We start from the raw sequence: 17338 nt of genomic DNA, 5'->3' as shown, positions 1-17338 counted from the left end.
TTGAAATCTCAACGACCGAAAACAGCCGGAACGGTCACATTTCGTCTCCGTCTGTTAAAGCGGAGGCAAAGACGTCACAACCCCGAATAAATAATTCGTGACCATACGTCCCTGGCGAAAAGCCCTATTGACGACGAAAAAACAGGCTCCTATCGCTTGAGGCCTGAAAGATTCTTCAGCCGGCCCAAGTCGGGTCATCCTCTGGTGCATCCCCGTGAAAAACTCCATCAGCTATGGCATCCTGCTTACGGTGTTTGCCTACATGCTGTTCACCGCCCACGATTCGGCGGTGAAGCTGCTCGTCGCTTCCATCCCCGTCTGGCAGGTCCTGTTCATCCGAAGCTGCACCATCCTTGCCGGCTGCTTCGTCTTCGAAGGCCCCTCGCTCATCCACAAGGTGGCGCGCTCGCCGATCATCAAGCCGATGATCGTGCGCAGTATCATCATCCTGATCGCCTGGATTTCCTATTATTCGGCGGCGTCCTATCTGCAGCTCGCCGAGGTGACGACGCTCTACTACGCCGCACCGATCGTCGGCACTATCCTGGCGACCATCGTGCTGCGCGAAAAGGTCACCGTCGCCCGCTGGATGGCGGTCGGCGTCGGCTTCTGCGGCGTCGTGATCGCTTCCAATCCGGTGGGTCTGTCGATCTCCTGGCCGGTTTACCTGGCGCTGCAGGCCGCCGTCCTCTGGGCAAGCGGCATGGTGCTTTTGCGCAAGACAGCGCTGCACGAGAAGAGCCATATCCAGATGGCGGTCTCCAACCTCATGTTCATCATCCTGACCGCCGGCATGGCGATCGCCCATTGGCACACGCCGACGCCGTTCCAGATCGTCCTGCTTGCGCTCACCGGCATCATCGCCGGCGCCGGCCAGCTCGCTCTCTTCGAAGGCATGCGCCAGGCGCCCGTCTCGGTGCTGGCGCCGTTCGAATACACCTCGCTCGTCTGGGCTTTCCTGCTCGGCTATCTGATCTGGGGCGACATCCCCGGCCCCAACACCTTCATCGGCGCTATTTTGATCCTGAGCGCTGGGTTCATTATTATCATCAGCGAGCGGATGAAGCGGCGCGCGGCTGCGGCTTGAGGCGGATCAATGCGTTTCCTGCAGGTACAAGCCAAGCTTGCCCGGCAAGCAATGCTTCCAACCCACACCGAGGCGTTGAATTCACTCCACCACAACGACAGCCTGTTCGATGGGTTTCGGCTGCCGCATCAGAAGAGCCTGCATCGGCCGCTCGAAGAACTTGAGAAGCAGCACCGAAATCCCGATCGTGCAAAGCGTGACCAGCGCCAATATTCCCGTCACAAAGGGTAGCGAGAGGTGCTTGCCCAGCAGTTTGATCGGAAGCTGCAGCGTGTAGGGATGGATGAGGTAAAGCGAGTAGGATGCGTCCCCCAAGAGAATCAGAATAGCCCACGCTTTCCCGTACGGTATCCGCATGAGCAGGAAGCCCGAGACGAGCAGAACCGCAAGCAGGCTTGAGGCGAAAAGACTGGGGCCGGCGAATGTCACAATGAAGAAATGAGCCCCGCAGGCCAGAAGAATGAGCAGAGCGGCGGCGATATTCGATCCGTTCCTGAAGGCACTGTATGCCGAATATGCTTTATGAAGCATCATGCCGAGCACGAATTCGATCAATATCGGATTTGTATAGAACCGCCATTCGACGGATCCCTCCGGCCAAATCTCATGCAGCCCGATCAGGAAGAGGACGGCCGCGGAAGCGAACCAGGTTGCCCTGGCGCCAAAGATCAGACAGGCGCCATAGATTATGTAGAAAAACACCTCGTAACAAAGCGTCCAGCCCAGGAAAAGGATCGGCTGCATGGCGCCGCCGCTTTTCTGATAGGGGACGAAAAGAAGAGATTTGACGATCGTCTCCAAGGTCACGATCGTCGAATTGAGCAGGCTGGGTTTCACAAGCGCTATCAAGACGACCACGAATGTCAGCAGCCAGTAGAGCGGAACGATTCTGGCAATCCGCTTGCGTGCAAAATAGACAAGCCCACGCGCCGGATCGGACGAGTAGCTGATGATGAAGCCGCTGAGAACGAAGAAAACGTCGACGCCGGCCGCGCCCATGAAGAAATAATTGCGATCGAGATGGTATTCGATCGCAAGGCCGCTTCCGAAATGGAAGAGAAGGACAGAAAAAGCGGCCACGAACCGGAGGAACTGGAGAGAATCCAATTGTTTCAAGTTTGACCGTCGAATGGAAGGCATCTGCTCGTTAGTCATGAAGGCCCCAATCCGCTCTGATAGCTTGTTCCAACAAGGTTGCCATTGCCGCATTGGTGCTGCGGCTTGGATGCCAATCGCATCCGAAATCCTTCGGTTTGACGCGTAAATTCAGATATCGCAGGCGAGTTTCGCCTTTCGCGGCGCTCGTCTGGACGGCGGCCTCGATTGCTTTCTCGGCCACATCGAAGTCCTTTTGGGACATCATCGGACCGAGCGCGGCGTACAGATACGCCTTTGGAAACTGATATCTGAGCCTGAAGACGAGCTTGACGTATTCGTCGACGAAATCGCTGGGATTCCTATTGTCCGAAAAGTCGTTCGTCCCGAGATTGACAACCACTGCGGAAACGCGCTCGTCAGGAAGAGCCGGCGTTCCCTTTCTCAACGGCGTCACGCTGTCGATGACATCAAGCATGGTTTTCGCGTTCTTGCCGGCACGCGAAAGGCCGATTCCCGAAACAGCGAGCGTCGTAAGCTCCATCCCGAGGCTACGCGCCGCAACCGCGGCATATGTCAGGTATTGATTTTCCGTTCCGGGGCTGAATTTGCATCCGGGGCCGACACCCTCGAGGCCATAGCCTGCGGTAATGGAGTCTCCGATTGCCACCAGCTTTGCGGCCGGTGCTTCCGCGGGAAGGAACGACCCATCGGTTTCGGCGGAAACGAATATGGTATCGCCGATCCATCCCTCGGTGCGACGCGTCACGCGAACCTCATGGGCGCCTTGCGGCAAAACGTCGGCAAGCTGGTATCGGTGCTGTCCCGCTTGCAGATCAAGGCGCTGGGGAACGCCGTCCAGTTCGACCTCAAGGCTATTCTTCCCGGTATCAACGAGGGTAACCGAGAGCGAGGTGCCTTCGAACCGCAGTGCAAAACCACTGCCGGGCCAGCCGAAAGCCGCATCGCTGGCAGCAACGCGGCCGATCCATTTCGATGGCCGCTCGATCGTTTCCGCCGCGAAGCTCGGCATGAACGTACACAAACCCAGGAAAAGAGACGCAACCGCAACATCAAACCTCATGACCGGCCAAGACCGGCGGCGCGCAATGATGGGCAATTCATCACCTCTTCGGGCTGCGTCAGATCAATTTCTGCACTATAAATTTTCTAGTAGAATCGCAGTTTGATCGCCGCCCTATGTCTCCCGGCAAACCGCCAGGACACAGGATGGCACGCACGCCCTGCGCGAACGCTGCCGCACCAACCAACAATCATATGCTGCACTGGGGCAACATTGAGAGAAATGGAGCAACATTGGGACAAATAGGGCAGGATTGTGAATTGTCACTATGCCGCACTGCACCATCGATCAGCAATTTTTGGTGGTGACGGAGGTAGTGGCTCCCTTGGCGGCCCGATCGCAATTCCTTGAGAAAAATATTCGCAATTGCCCGATTCTTTTGCAGTTTTCTACGCTTCCGCGCTGCAATTTTTCTGCGATGTATGCAACATTGAATGAACGCTCCAGAAACGGAAGAAAACGATGAACTGGTTGAAGACTGTTGCCGCCGCCGCCCTCGTGCAGGCGGCATTCCTGCTCCCCGCCCATGCAGGCGAAAACCTCAAGGCGATCCAAGCGGCCGGCGTATTCAAGGTCGGCACGGAAGGCACCTATGCGCCCTTCACCTTTCATGACGAAAGCGGCAAGCTGACCGGCTTCGACGTCGAGATCGCCGAAGCGATCGCCGGAAAGCTCGGCGTCAAGGCGCAGTTCCTGGAAGGCAAGTGGGACGGCCTAATCGCCGGCCTCGACGCCAACCGCTACGACGCCGTCATCAACGAAGTCGGCGTCACCGAAGCCCGCAAGAAGAAGTATGACTTCTCCGAACCCTATATTGCCTCCAAGGCCGTGCTGATCGTCAAAGACAGCAACACCGACATCAAGGATTTCGCCGATCTCAAGGGCAAGAAATCCGCACAGTCGCTGACCAGCAACTTCGGCAAGATCGCCACGGAGGCCGGTGCGGAGCTCGTCGGCACCGACGGCTTCGACCAGTCGATCCAGCTCGTGCTGACCGGCCGCGCCGACGCCACGATCAACGATAGCCTCTCTTTCCTCGACTTCAAGAAGCACAAGGCCGACGCGCCAGTGAAGATCGTCGCCCAGCAGGCCAATGCCGATTTCTCCGCCGTCATCGTCCGCAAGGGTGAGCCGGAACTGGTGGCCGCCATCAACAAGGCGCTGGCCGATATCAAGGCCGACGGCACTTATGACAAGATCTCGCAGAAATACTTCGGACAGGACGTTTCGAAGTAAGAAGGCATAGGCAGCGACATAAAACTGTGAAAAAGATGCGTCCGGGGTCACCTCCGGACGCATTCTCTTATCGAAAGGCTTCTTCGTGGAGCATTGGCTGCAACTGATGTGGGAGTCATTGGGCACGCTGCTTTGGGCAGGGCTCGTCTTCACCATCCCGCTCACCTTAATTACCTTCGTCCTCGGTCTGTTGCTTGGCCTGCTTACCGCCGTCACGCGCCTGTTCGGCCCACCGCCGCTGGTAGCCGTTGCGCGCTTCTATGTCTGGGTGATCCGCGGCACGCCGCTTCTGGTGCAGCTCTTCGTCATCTTCTACGGCCTGCCGAGCCTCGGCATCCTGCTCGATGCCTTTCCGGCCGCCGTGATCGGCTTTACGCTGAGCGTCGGCGCCTATACGTCCGAAATCATCCGCGCCGTCATCTCCTCCGTGCCGAAGGGCCAATGGGAGGCCGCCTATTCGATCGGCATGAACTGGCGCCAGGCCATGAGCCGCACCATCCTGCCGCAAGCGGCCCGCGTGGCCGTGCCGCCGCTCTCCAATACCTTCATCTCGCTCGTCAAGGACACCTCGCTTGCCGCTGCGATTACCGTGCCGGAGCTGTTTCAGGCCGCGCAGCGCATCGTGGCGACGACCTACGAGCCTCTGATCCTTTATGTCGAGGCTGCCCTTATTTATTTGGTCATGAGCTCCTTCCTGTCGGTGCTGCAGGGCTCGCTAGAGCGCCGTTTCGCCCGCTATGGCGGCACGCTGGAGGCCCGGGCATGATCGAGCTGTCCCACATCGAAAAGCGCTTCGGCGACAATGTCATCCTCAAGGACATCAGCCTGATGATCCCGGAAGGAACAGTGACCGCCCTCGTCGGCCCTTCCGGCGGCGGCAAGAGCACGCTGCTGCGCTGCATCAACCTGCTGGAAATCCCGACCGCCGGAACGATCCGCATCGGCGGGGAATCCACCTCCTTTACGCCCGGCAAGCGCGCTGTATGGCAGGATATCCAGAAGATCCGCCGCCAGACCGGCATGGTCTTCCAGAATTTCCAGCTCTTCCCGCATCGCACCGCCATCGAGAACGTCATGGAAGGCCTGACAACCGTGCTGCGCTGGCCACAAGACAAGGCGCGCGCCCGCGCCGTCGAGCTGCTGACCAAGGTCGGCATGGCGCACAAGATGGATGCCTGGCCCTCGACGCTCTCCGGCGGCCAGCAGCAGCGCGTCGCTATTGCCCGGGCACTTGCCCCCTCGCCGCGCGTGCTGCTCTGCGACGAGCCGACCTCGGCGCTCGATCCGGAACTGGCGGCCGAAGTGGTCGATGTGCTGGGCAAGCTCGCCAATGAAGGTACGACCATGGTCATGGCGACTCACGACCTGCGCCTCGCCTCGAAGATCGCCAACAACGTGGTGTTCCTCGAAGCAGGCGACATCGTCGAAACCGGCTCCTCACGCAGCATCTTCGCCAATCCCTCGCAGGAGCGGACCAAGCAGTTCATCTCGACGCTGAACTCAGGGCTCAGCTACGATATTTGAGGTGACCGCAAGCAACCGTTTCGCGGACAGGCCATGCATTGACGATGCAGGGCTTTGCGAATAGCTTTAGCGCCATGAACACGGCACTCGTTCTCGTAGTGGTAGGAAGGCGCATGGGCAGGATGGTGTAACCATCCGGCGAAAGCATCCATGCGCGGTAAGCAGGCTCCTGACGGGGCCTTTTTTTATTGCCTGAAACAAGGGCGCCGCCTCGTCAGATCTCCCTCGATTCCCCCACTACGACGGACAAGGCCATGACGCGCACCGAAAGCCGCATCGAAGGTTCAGCCACGCAGGCAATCGAAAACACAGCCATCGGGAAAACAGCCGCGCCGCCGCGGCTGACGACCCTCATCCTGCTTTCGGCCCTTGCCGTGCTGCCTGTTAATATGATCCTGCCGTCGCTGCCGAAGATATCAGCGACATACCACGCCGATTTCGCCCTCGTGAACCTTTCGGTCGCCGGCTTTTCCATTGTCACCGCCTGCCTTGAGGCGATCGGCGGCGCGATATCGGACCGGTTCGGCCGCCGGCCCGTCGTCCTGACGGCGCTCGCGATCTTCATCATCGCCTCGATCGGCTGCGTTCTCGCCTCCGATATCGGCACATTTCTCGTCTTTCGCTCGATGCAGGCATGCATCGGCCCGTGTTACTCCGTCGCGCTCGTCATCATCAAGGAAACATCAAACGAGCGCGAATCCGCCAGCAAATTCGGCTATCTCGCCATGGGATGGGCGTTGGCACCCATGGTCGGGCCGCTGTTCGGCGGGTCGCTGGACGAGTTTTTCGGCTGGCGCGCCAGCTTCGTCGTCCTTGCGATCCTCGGCATCGCCGCCTTCCTCCTGTCCCTGCGCGAATTAAAGGGATCGAGAGCCCCCTTACCGGGGACGCGAAGGAACTACCTTGCCTCCTATGGGCTGCTTTTGTCTTCGGCGCGATTCTGGGCCTATACCCTCTGCATGGCCTGCTCGATGGGCGTGCTCTATATCTTCCTCGGGGGAGCGCCACTCACGATGGGCGATGTGCTCGGGTCGAGCGCCTGGCTCGGCTTCTATATGGGACTGGTTCCCGCCGGCTTCATCCTCGGTAGCTATCTGGCCGGCCGTTACGCCGCAAGAATCCCGCTCGGCACGATCCTTGTCATCGCGCGGCTTCTGACCTGCATCGGCCTGTCGACCGGCCTCGCCCTGTCGCTTTCGGGATTGACGCAGGTACTGGCACTCTTCGGCCCCTGCATCTTCATCGGCATCGGCAATGGCCTCACCATGCCGGCCGCCAATAGCGGCGCCATGTCGGTCCGTGCGGACATGGTCGGGACGGCTGCGGGGCTGGCGGCTGCCATGCGGATCGCAGGCGGCGCGCTCATCGGCTCTATCGGCGGGCTGTTCCTCGCGCGATCGGCTGATATTCATACTCTCTTCGCGATGATGCTGATATCCGCACTGCTCGCGCTGCTGTCGGCACTTTGGGCCGCCTTGGTGGAGCGGCATGCCCATAAGCCGCGATAAAAGGCATTTCTACCGCAAAGCCGGCTGCAACAGTCAGGCCTTGCGGTAGAGAATTGTCTGCGTTCAGTTAGAGCAGTTTAGCTTTTCGCGGAATCGCAGAACCGCCCTCACTTCTTGTTTTCTCGCAATTCCGGACGGAAAACCGCTCAGCACTTTTCCTGGAATTGCTCTAGCGGCCAGGTTCGAAAACCGTCCCTTGCCGATCACGCACCATAGACGACGAGCAGATCCTTGGCGTCGATCTGGTCGCCGGCGCGCACCAACACCTCGGAAATCGTACCATCCTTCTCGGCGTGCAGCGCCGTCTCCATCTTCATCGCCTCGATGGAAACAAGCACGTCGCCGGCCTTGATCGCCTGGCCGGGCGAGACGAAGACCGTGGAGATGACGCCCGGCATCGGCGCGCCGACATGGGCGGCATTGCCAGTTTCGACCTTACGGCGGATAGCGCTGCCGGAAGCACCATGGGCGCGATCCGGCACCTTGATGCGGCGCGGCTGGCCATTGAGCTCGAAAAAGACTGTCACCATGCCCTTCTCGTCGGTCGCCGTCATCGCTTGGTTGACGATGACGAGCGTCTTGCCCTTCTCGATTTCGGCGAACAGCTCGTCGCCTTCCTTCAGGCCGTAGAAATAGGCCGGCGTCGGCAGCACCGAGACTGGGCCGTAAGTGTCGGCCGCCTGCGCATAATCGGTGAAGACCTTCGGATACATTAGGTACGAGGCAAATTCGAAATCATCGACCTTGCGTTCCAGCTTGGTTTCGATCGCCTTGCGCTCGGCGCCGAGATCGGCTTCGGCCAGCAGCGAGCCGGGGCGGACGACATAGGGCTTGTCGCCCTTCAGCGCCTTCTTCTGCAGGGCTTTAGGCCATCCGGACGGCGGCTGGCCGAGATCGCCCTTCAGCATGGAAACGACCGAATCCGGGAAGGCGATATCCTTGGCCGGGTTCTCGACATCGGCAACCGTCAGGTCTTGGGACACCATCATCAACGCCATGTCGCCGACGACCTTGGAAGACGGCGTCACCTTGACGATATCGCCGAACATCTGGTTGGCGTCGGCATAGGCCTGGGCCACCTGGTGCCAGCGGGTCTCGAGGCCAAGCGAACGGGCCTGTTCCTTGAGGTTGGTGAACTGGCCGCCCGGCATTTCATGCAGGTAGACCTCCGAGGCGGGTCCCTTGAGATCGCTTTCGAAGGCGGCGTACTGATGGCGCACCGCTTCCCAGTAGAAGGAGATGCGGCGGATCCATTCGGGATCGAGGCCCGGATCGCGCTCGGACCCTTTGAGGGCTTCGACGATCGAGCCGAGGCAGGGCTGCGAGGTGTTGCCCGACAGCGCATCCATCGCCGCGTCAACCGCATCGACGCCGGCGTCGACCGCGGCGAGCACGGTTGCGGCGGCAATGCCCGACGTATCATGCGTGTGGAAGTGGATCGGCAGCCCGGTCGCCTCGCGCAACGCCTTGAACAGCACCTTCGCCGCGGCCGGCTTCAGGAGGCCCGCCATATCCTTCAGCGCGATGATGTGGGCACCGGCCTTTTCCAGCTCGACGGCGAGATCCGTGTAATATTTCAGGTCGTATTTCGGACGGGCGGAATTGAGGATGTCGCCCGTGTAGCAGATCGCCGCCTCGCAGAGCTTGTTCTCCTCGGCAACGGCATCCATCGACACGCGCATGTTCTCGACCCAGTTCAGGCAGTCGAAGACGCGGAAGAGATCGATGCCACCCTTGGCCGCCTGGCGGACGAAGTACTTTACGACATTGTCGGGATAGTTGGTGTAGCCGACGCCGTTGGCGCCGCGCAGCAGCATCTGCAGGAGCAGGTTCGGCGCGGCCTCGCGGATCAGCGACAGACGTTCCCACGGGTCTTCCGTCAGAAAGCGCATGGAAACGTCGAAGGTGGCGCCGCCCCAGCATTCCAGCGACAGCAGCTGCGGCAAGGCGCGTGCATAGGTGCCGGCGACGCTGGCGATATCATAGGTTCGCATGCGGGTCGCGAGCAGCGATTGATGTCCGTCGCGCATCGTCGTGTCGGTCATCAGCACGCGCTGTTCGCCGCGCATCCATTCGGCGAATTTCTGCGGACCGAGCTTGTCGAGCAGCTGCTTGGTGCCGTCGGGCACCTTGCCATCGATATAGGGCAGCACCGGCTCTGCCGCCTTCGGCGACGGTGACGGACGGCCGCGCGTTTCGGGATGGCCGTTGACGGTGACGTCGGCGAGATAGGTCAACAGCTTGGTGGCGCGATCCTGGCGCTTGACCTGCTGGAACAGCTCCGGCGTCGTATCGATGAAGCGCGTCGTATAGCTGTTGTCGCGGAATTTCGGATGCGTGATGATCGCTTCGAGGAAGGTGAGGTTCGTCGCCACGCCACGAATGCGGAATTCGCGCAGAGCGCGGTCCATGCGGGCGATCGCCTCCTGCGGGTTCGGCGCCCAGGCGGTTACCTTCACCAGCAGCGGATCGTAATAGCGGGTGATGATCGCGCCGGTGTAGGAGGTGCCGCCGTCGAGACGGATACCGAAGCCGGAAGCGGAGCGATAGGCGGTGATGCGGCCGTAATCCGGGATGAAATTGTGCTCCGGATCCTCGGTCGTCACGCGGCACTGCAGCGCATGGCCGTTGAGGCGGATATCCGCCTGCTTCGGAACGCCCGATTCTGCCGTCCCGATGGCGAAGCCGTCGAGAATGTGGATCTGCGCCTTGACGATATCGATGCCGGTGACGACTTCGGTCACCGTATGCTCGACCTGGATGCGCGGATTGACTTCGATGAAGTAGAATTTGCCGGTATCGGCATCCATCAGATATTCGACGGTGCCGGCGCCGACATAATTCGTCGCCTCGGCGATCTTCAGCGAATAGGCGGCCAGCTCCTGGCGCTGCGCATCGCTGAGATAGGGCGCCGGCGCGCGCTCGACGACCTTCTGGTTACGGCGCTGAACCGAACAGTCGCGCTCGAACAGGTGCACGACGTTGCCATGTGTGTCGCCAAGGATTTGGCTTTCGACATGGCGGGCGCGCTCGACCAGCTTTTCGAGATAGACCTCGTCCTTGCCGAAGGCGGCCTTCGCCTCGCGCTTGGCTTCCGTCACTTCCTTGGCGAGATCGGCCTTGGAGCGGATGACGCGCATGCCGCGGCCGCCGCCGCCCCAGGAGGCCTTGAGCATGACCGGATAGCCGATCTCCTCAGCCATCTTGGCAACTTCGGCCATATCCTCCGGCAGCGGCTCGGTTGCCGGCACGACGGGCACGCCGACCGAGATCGCCAGATTGCGCGCCGCAACCTTGTTGCCGAGCTGACGCATCGTATCGGCCCTTGGGCCGATGAAGATGATGCCGGCGGCATCGCAGGCATCGACGAATTCCGGGCTTTCCGACAGCAGGCCGTAGCCGGGGTGGATGGCATCGGCGCCGGAAAGCCTGGCGACACGGATGATCTCGTCGATCGACAGATAGCTCTCGATCGGCCCGAGATCGCGGGCAAGGTGCGGACCGCGGCCGACCTGATAACTCTCATCCGCCTTGAAGCGATGCAGCGCGAGTTTGTCTTCCTCGGCCCAGATGGCCACCGTTTTTATGCCAAGCTCGTTAGCGGCGCGGAATACGCGGATGGCGATTTCGGAACGGTTGGCGACCAGGATCTTGGAAATGGGCAATGCGCTCTCCTCACGGCATCGAAAACGGGCAATGCTGCACCCGCGAAGAAAATTCTTAACTTCTTGTCACGGGAAGTTCAATTTCTCCTGCGACATCCGACAGCAAAATAGTTGCCATTACGGAACAAAATAGTTGCCATTACGGAATAAGTCCGGTTCTGAAAGCGATGGCAACGATATGCTGCCTGTTTTTGGCATTCAGCTTGTCCTGAATACTGTTCATGTACCAGTCGACGGTGTGGTTGGAGATCGCCAGCAGCCGGCTGATCTCGATCGACGTCATGCCGTCGGCCAGGTGGTTCAGCACCTCCATTTCGCGCTTGGTCAGCTTCCGCTCGGTCCTTCCCAGGTCCTCCAGGGATTGCGCTCCGCCGTTCAGCTCCAGAAGCCGCCAGAAGGCCTTTTTGGCGACTGCATCGAATAGAGAAAGTTCCGTCGGAGAAAGATCGATCGCATCGCCACCGATCGTCATGCATCCAAGCAAGCCGCTTCGCCCATGAATCGGGAAAACATACCCGTCGACAAGCCCGTGGGCGCGGGCGTCCGCCATCATCTGCTCCATCCGCCGCCTCAGCGAATCCACCTTCAGGGCAATGACGGCGTCGCGCCAGCGGAAAGGACGCTGCGCCCGGCCAAGATAGCGCGCGACCGGATCGACGAGCATGTACCGCTTGCGAACATAGATAAGCGGCCACCGATCGGGCCAGCGGCCCGCGAGCATGAAGTTCGCGACATCGACATTCGGCCGCGTCTGTTTCAGCAGCCCGTAGAATTCAAACTTGTAGGAACGGAGCACGCGCTCGAGCTCGGTCACGACGTCGTTTGCAAGCTTGCACTCTTCGATGACCACAAGCAATTGTAACAGCGAATGGATATTCACATCTACCCCTTGGCTTTTGCAGCCTGACTTACCGGCGGACGGGGGCATTACGACCATGCCCGTCTGGCCCCACGGCGCGCTCAATCGCCGGCAACATACTCATGCCAGCGCAAAATTGAACGCCCTTAGCGATTTTTTTACCGTTCAACCCTGACTGGCGATCTGTGCGCTGCTTGGGATACGCGATGTTGTCGCGTCCAAGTCTCCTTAAATTGTCATATTTCTGCGGCGACCGATAGCGTCATCATAATGCCATCGCGCGCATTGCGCGAAAAATTCCCTGAAAAAACAGCTGCAGATTCCGTTAATCGCCGGTTCAGGTAGCGATCTGTAGTGTCGCAGCATTCCTAGTTTTGCTTGTGCAAGAGGGTGCCAGACGTGTCGCTGTTCAAAGTCTATGCAAGAGCCCTGAAGTATCTTGGCGCGTATCGATATCGCGTCTGGATGGTCGTGATCGCAAACATCGCATTGGCGATGACAACGATCTATGAGCCGGTTCTATTCGGCCGCATCTTCGACGCCATTGCCAAGAAAGAGGCAGTGACGCCGACCATGATGCTGTGGGCCGGTTTTGCCGTGTTCAGTGCCGTGGCCTTCATCGTCGTGTCCCGCGAGGCGGATCGTCTCGCGCATGGCCGCCGCGCATCTTTGCTGACCGAGGCATTCGGCCGCATCATCTCCATGCCGCTTTCCTGGCATAGCCAGCGCGGTACGGCGAGCGCGCTGAACACACTGCTTCGCGCCTGCGAAGCGCTGTTCGGCCTATGGCTGGAATTCATGCGCAATCACCTGACGACAGCCGTTGCACTCGTCGTCATGATCCCGACCGCCATGGCTATGGACCTGCGTCTCTCGGCCGTGCTGATCCTGCTCGGCGTCTTCTACTGGACCATCGGCCGCCTGGTGATGAACCGCACGAAGGATGGCCAGACCTCGGTCGAAAGCCATTACAATACCGTCTTCTCGCATGTCAGCGACTCGATCAGCAACGTTTCGGTGCTGCATAGCTACAATCGCATCGAAGCAGAGACCAAGGCGCTGAAGTCGTTCACCGAGCGGCTGCTGGCCGCGCAGTATCCGGTTCTCGACTGGTGGGCCCTTGCCGGTGCCCTGAACCGCACGGCGTCGACCGTCGCGATGATGGCGATCCTGATGATCGGCACCGTCCTCGTCCAGGGTGGCAGCCTGAGCCTAGGTGCGCTGATCACCTTCATCGCATTTGCGAACGTGCTGATCGGCCGCCTTGAGCAGCTGCGCAACTTCGCCAACCAGATTTTCGAGGCTCGCGCCAAGCTCGAAGACTTCTATACACTGGAAGATTCGGTCCGCGAACGCGAAGAGCCGGCTGGTCTGGCGGAGATCAAGGACGTGAAGGGCGAAGTGGAATTCCGCAACGTTTCCTTCGGCTTTGCCAGCACCTCGCAGGGTCTGCACGACATCTCCTTCAGGGTGAAGGCTGGCCAGACCGTTGCTATCGTCGGCCCGACCGGCGCCGGTAAGACGACGCTCGTCAATCTGCTGCAGCGCGTCTTTGACCCGCAGTCCGGTCAGATCCTCGTCGACGGCAACGACATCACCAAGGTGACGCGCCGCTCGCTGCGCCGCTACATCGCCACCGTCTTCCAGGATGCTGGCCTGCTGAATCGTTCGATCAGCGACAACATCCGCCTCGGCCGTGAAGGCGCGACGGAGGAAGAAATGATCCGCGCTGCTCAGGCCGCCGCCGCCAACGACTTCATCGAAACTCGTGAAAGCGGCTACGAGACACGTGTCGGCGAGCGTGGCAACAAGCTTTCCGGTGGCGAACGCCAGCGTATCGCGATCGCTCGCGCCATTCTGAAGGACGCTCCGATCCTCGTGCTCGACGAGGCGACAAGCGCACTCGACGTGGAAACCGAGAACAGGGTCAAGGCGGCAATCGACAACCTGCGCCAGAACCGCACGACCTTCATCATCGCCCACCGCCTGTCGACGGTGCGCGAGGCCGATATCGTGCTCTTCCTCGATAATGGCCGCGTCATCGAGAACGGCAGCTTCACCGAGCTCAGCCAGAGCAATGGCCGCTTCGCCGCCCTGCTGCGTGCCAGCGGCATCCTTACGGACGAGGAAGTCCGCAAGGCACACACGACGGAAACCGAAGCCGCCTGATCTTCGCAAGGGGCCCAAGATCGAAGCCGGGAGAGCACCGCTCTCCCGGCTTTTTCGTGCAAACATAAAAGACTCCCTTTCGCCAGAACGATAGGGCACTCTCATATGAAATGAGGTTGCTGCCGCGTCCACCTTCTCCCCTCGGGGAGAAGGTGCCGACAGGCGGATGAGGGGGTGCTGCCAAGAGCACGAAAATCCCCGCATTCAAATCGGTCAACCTCCTCATCCGCCTCCCTGAGCTTGTGAAGGGCGGGCCGCCTTCGTTCCGAGGAGAGAAGGAACTTGTGGCGCATACGTGCCTCAAATGCGATTGCTCTGCCGCTTGCGGGGAGAGAGCTGAGTGAGGGACCATGCTCGCAAGAAGCCTGAGCATCGAGGTCCTTTCCTCGATCGGCTAACCAAAAACAAGAAAGGCCCGGCGGGAAAACCGGGCCTTTCCGTTTTCTGATCGGAGGTCAATTGGCTGGGGCGCACCAGGAGTTAAGATCGGCGCCCAACCGGTATCAGATCAGAACTTGCGCTCGAAGCGGAGTACGCCGGCCCACTGATCGCGGTCGGCAGCATCCCAGTTCGTGTAGGAAACTTCCGGCTCGACCAGCAGATCCTTGACCGGGCGCCAGGCAACGTTGGCGGTGGCGGCAAAGATCTCCGAGTCGGTGTAGGCGACCTGAGCATTGGCCTGCAGCTTCGGGTTCAGCTGGTAGCTGGCGCCCGTCCAGAAGGCCCAGTCGCCCCAGCCGCAATCTGCGCCGTTGGTCGGGCAGGCGGAACGGTTGCTGTTCAAGTAGGAACCTGCATACTTGTTCAGCTTGTCGCCGTCCGTGTTGTACCCGCCCATCAGGAAGGCCTTGAAGTCACCGAAATCGGCGTCGATACGAGCTTTGATTGCGCCTTCCTCGACGACGCTGTCATAGCCGCCGATCACGCGAAGGGTCCATGCACCCGTCTTATAGCCGGCGCCGAGAACGACGTCCGGAGCATAATGGTTGCCCTTGCCGGTCTGCCATGCGCCGCCATAGGACGACGTATCGCTGGAAGAGTTGGAATCCTCGAGCGAGATGACTGCCGTGAAGCCGTTGCCGGCATCATACTTGTAGGTGAGCTGGTTAAGTTCCTTCGGGCCGTCATAGATGACGTCGTCGTTGATGACGTTGCCGGCGTAACCCATGTAGTAGTTGTACTGCGAATCGGCCTTACCGACCAGGAAGCCGCCGAGGCTGATATTGGCCCAGAGCAGCTTTGTGCTGGTCGCATTGCCGTCATTCCAGTCCCAACGGACGACCGTGTTGGTCTTCAGCGGGCCATATTCGGTGTCGGTCGCGGTGTCGACGCTCAGTTCCGCACGGGTGTGCCAGAGCGTGCCGTTCTTGCTGTTCGGGTTATAGGCATCATACCATTCGCCCTCGGTGCGGACGCGGCCGCCGACCTTCAGGCAGGTTTCGGTGCCCGGAATGAAAAAGTAGCCGGGGCCGTAAGCATCGCAGATGCGAACGTACTGGAGCGGTTCCGGCTCGGCAGCCACGATGGCGTCAGCCGCCTGTGCTCCCGATGCAGCTGCCAGAGCGGCGGCCGAACCGAGAAGAAGACTTCTGATATTCATAGATTACTCCAATTCAGTATCGATTGGACATGAGCCATCGCGCCGAGAATTCGACGTCCCTACCCATTCCCGATTTTGACAATCCCCACGAAGGCGCGGCGATCCCCTTGGACAATGCCGGCAACGCGATGGCGGCGCTCCCCGAGCGTCGTCACATCGACCATATAACAATTAGATTTTGCACAACAAGATTTTGGGCACTCGAAATTCTGTTGCGACGCAGCGCAATCATGCCGCGTTGCAGAAAAATCACGTCACACTTCCTTCGCGAAAGTGTCACAAAAAGAAATATTGAAGAAAATCATGGGATTGAGCCGCGCATCGACGCGCAGCTCAGGAAGTCAGCGACGCTTCGCGATATGTGCGGGCATCGTGATCGCCCTTACGGCGGGCACTTTCGCCGCACTGGCGCCGGCAAGTTGCAGCCGCTTGTGTTCCAGATGATAGGCGTAGAGGAACTGCGCGGCGATGCCGATGACGACATAGATCGCGCCGACGGTCGGGCTCTTGTTCGTCACATATAGGATCACCTGACCAGTCATGGCGAGGATCGTGCCCGCCACGAAGATGCTGAGCGAATGCCGGCCAAGGATCGTCAGCGGATGATTCGCGGAGCGGCGCAGCAGCTGTGAGATGGAGGGTATGCTGACGATCAGATAGGCGAGCGCCAGCACGTGCAGCAGGCGCGGCAGTGACAGGAACGTCTTGTCGAAGCCGGTGATGACGGTAGGCAGGCCAAGCGTGGCTAGATAATCGCCGAGGATCCAGAGCTTGTCGGTCACCCAGATGAAGGAAAGGAGCACATAGGCGGACGCAAGCGCGATCAGCACTGGATGGACGGGGACGCGCCCGCCGCGCTTGACATGCATGGTGGCCATGAAACCGATGACGAACAGGAGCTGCCAGGACAACGGATTGAGGAACCAGAAGCCATCGAGCAGCGTCGTATGCGGCGCGATATAGTAGATGCCCGACACCAGCCAGACGCCGACAGAAATCAACAGCAGGAGCAGCGGGTTTTTCGCCTCCAGCAGCATGATCAGCGGCAACATCAGAAACAGGGCGCCATACATCGGCAGGATATTGTTGTAGCCGATCTGGTGTCCGAGCGTCAGCAGCGCAGGAATGCCGCGCGCCGGATCCATCAGCAACGCCAGGATGTTCACTTCGCAGAGCAGACCCTTCTGGTGAAAAATCCATGCCCCCGAGATGAACAGTACCAGTGTCACGAAGGTCGTGATCATATGCGCGGTATAAAGCGTGAATGCCCGCTTGATCGCCTTCCACGCCATTTTCAAGCGATTGCCGGGTGAAAACTTCGTTCCATAGGCTAGACCAACCGAGATGCCGGAGATCAGCACGAAAGCTTCCGCCCCGTCGGAAAAGCCGAAATTCTTTGAGGTCAAATCCTCGAAAAACTGCCCTGGCACATGGTTGATGAAAATCATGATCAGAGCCAAGGCTCTGAGAACATCCAGTCGGGTATCCCTCTGAGAGACCGGCTTGGGCAG

12 protein-coding genes are annotated in these 17338 nt (G+C 59.8%); 6 read left to right on the top strand and 6 right to left on the bottom strand.

The window, feature by feature from the left end; genetic code table 11:
• Positions 1–214: 214 nt before the first annotated feature.
• A complete protein-coding gene (locus HGP16_RS09215) occupies positions 215–1087 on the top strand; it encodes a DMT family transporter (protein ID WP_168839719.1) in 873 nt (290 codons plus the stop codon).
• An 81-nt stretch (positions 1088–1168) separates the two neighbouring features.
• Here the strand turns inward: HGP16_RS09215 and HGP16_RS09210 are convergent, their stop codons facing one another.
• Both HGP16_RS09210 and HGP16_RS09205 read right to left on the bottom strand, forming a co-directional pair.
• Positions 1169–2203, bottom strand: coding sequence for an acyltransferase (locus tag HGP16_RS09210; RefSeq protein ID WP_168839718.1), 1035 nt, complete (start codon positions 2201–2203; stop codon positions 1169–1171).
• 31 nt (positions 2204–2234) lie between these two features.
• Positions 2235–3215, bottom strand: a complete 981-nt coding sequence (locus HGP16_RS09205; RefSeq protein ID WP_168839717.1) for an SGNH/GDSL hydrolase family protein — start codon at positions 3213–3215, stop codon at positions 2235–2237.
• 513 nt (positions 3216–3728) lie between these two features.
• Here HGP16_RS09205 and HGP16_RS09200 point away from each other — a divergent pair.
• The 4 genes from HGP16_RS09200 to HGP16_RS09185 all read left to right on the top strand — a co-directional run bounded on the left by HGP16_RS09200 (position 3729) and on the right by HGP16_RS09185 (position 7534).
• Complete coding sequence (locus tag HGP16_RS09200) at positions 3729–4502, top strand: amino acid ABC transporter substrate-binding protein (protein WP_168839716.1); 774 nt, start codon at positions 3729–3731, stop codon at positions 4500–4502.
• 85 nt (positions 4503–4587) lie between these two features.
• A complete protein-coding gene (locus tag HGP16_RS09195) occupies positions 4588–5268 on the top strand; it encodes an amino acid ABC transporter permease (protein ID WP_168839715.1) in 681 nt (226 codons plus the stop codon).
• A complete protein-coding gene (locus HGP16_RS09190; protein WP_168839714.1) occupies positions 5265–6026 on the top strand; it encodes an amino acid ABC transporter ATP-binding protein in 762 nt (253 codons plus the stop codon). Before HGP16_RS09195 ends, HGP16_RS09190 begins: the two co-directional genes overlap by 4 nt.
• A gap of 254 nt (positions 6027–6280) precedes the next feature.
• Positions 6281–7534 (top strand): MFS transporter, encoded by a 1254-nt coding sequence (locus tag HGP16_RS09185; protein WP_168839713.1) that lies wholly within the window; start codon positions 6281–6283, stop codon positions 7532–7534.
• Between the two features lie 203 nt (positions 7535–7737).
• On the opposite strand, the gene pyc is transcribed toward HGP16_RS09185, so the two are convergent.
• A complete protein-coding gene (pyc, locus tag HGP16_RS09180; protein ID WP_168839712.1) occupies positions 7738–11199 on the bottom strand; it encodes a pyruvate carboxylase in 3462 nt (1153 codons plus the stop codon).
• 139 nt (positions 11200–11338) lie between these two features.
• Positions 11339–12079 (bottom strand): LuxR family transcriptional regulator, encoded by a 741-nt coding sequence (locus tag HGP16_RS09175; RefSeq protein ID WP_168839711.1) that lies wholly within the window; start codon positions 12077–12079, stop codon positions 11339–11341.
• Between the two features lie 378 nt (positions 12080–12457).
• On the opposite strand from HGP16_RS09175, the gene HGP16_RS09170 reads away from it, so the two are divergent.
• On the top strand, positions 12458–14227 hold the full coding sequence (locus HGP16_RS09170) for a glucan ABC transporter ATP-binding protein/ permease (RefSeq protein ID WP_168839710.1): 1770 nt from the start codon (positions 12458–12460) through the stop codon (positions 14225–14227).
• Positions 14228–14735: 508 nt separating this feature from the next.
• Here HGP16_RS09170 and HGP16_RS09165 read toward each other — a convergent pair.
• Both HGP16_RS09165 and HGP16_RS09160 read right to left on the bottom strand, forming a co-directional pair.
• On the bottom strand, positions 14736–15827 hold the full coding sequence (locus tag HGP16_RS09165; RefSeq protein ID WP_168839709.1) for a porin: 1092 nt from the start codon (positions 15825–15827) through the stop codon (positions 14736–14738).
• A 341-nt stretch (positions 15828–16168) separates the two neighbouring features.
• Positions 16169–17275 carry an OpgC family protein gene (locus HGP16_RS09160; protein ID WP_409526827.1) on the bottom strand — a complete coding sequence of 369 codons (1107 nt, stop codon included), beginning with the start codon at positions 17273–17275 and terminating at the stop codon, positions 16169–16171.
• Positions 17276–17338 lie beyond the last annotated feature (63 nt).

Source organism: Rhizobium sp. P40RR-XXII, assembly GCF_012641405.1.
Taxonomy (GTDB): Bacteria; Pseudomonadota; Alphaproteobacteria; order Rhizobiales; family Rhizobiaceae; genus Rhizobium.
This window is presented reverse-complemented; position numbering and strand designations above follow the sequence as displayed.

Excerpts from the sequence above, each read along its gene's own strand:
- HGP16_RS09205 (WP_168839717.1), bottom strand. The coding sequence starts at position 3,215 with ATGCCGAGCTTCGCGGCGGAAACGATCGAGCGGCCATCGAAATGGATC.
- HGP16_RS09200 (WP_168839716.1), top strand. The coding sequence starts at position 3,729 with ATGAACTGGTTGAAGACTGTTGCCGCCGCCGCCCTCGTGCAGGCGGCA.
- HGP16_RS09190 (WP_168839714.1), top strand. The coding sequence starts at position 5,265 with ATGATCGAGCTGTCCCACATCGAAAAGCGCTTCGGCGACAATGTCATC.
- HGP16_RS09185 (WP_168839713.1), top strand. The coding sequence starts at position 6,281 with ATGACGCGCACCGAAAGCCGCATCGAAGGTTCAGCCACGCAGGCAATC.
- HGP16_RS09165 (WP_168839709.1), bottom strand. The coding sequence starts at position 15,827 with ATGAATATCAGAAGTCTTCTTCTCGGTTCGGCCGCCGCTCTGGCAGCT.
- HGP16_RS09160 (WP_409526827.1), bottom strand. The coding sequence starts at position 17,275 with ATGATTTTCATCAACCATGTGCCAGGGCAGTTTTTCGAGGATTTGACC.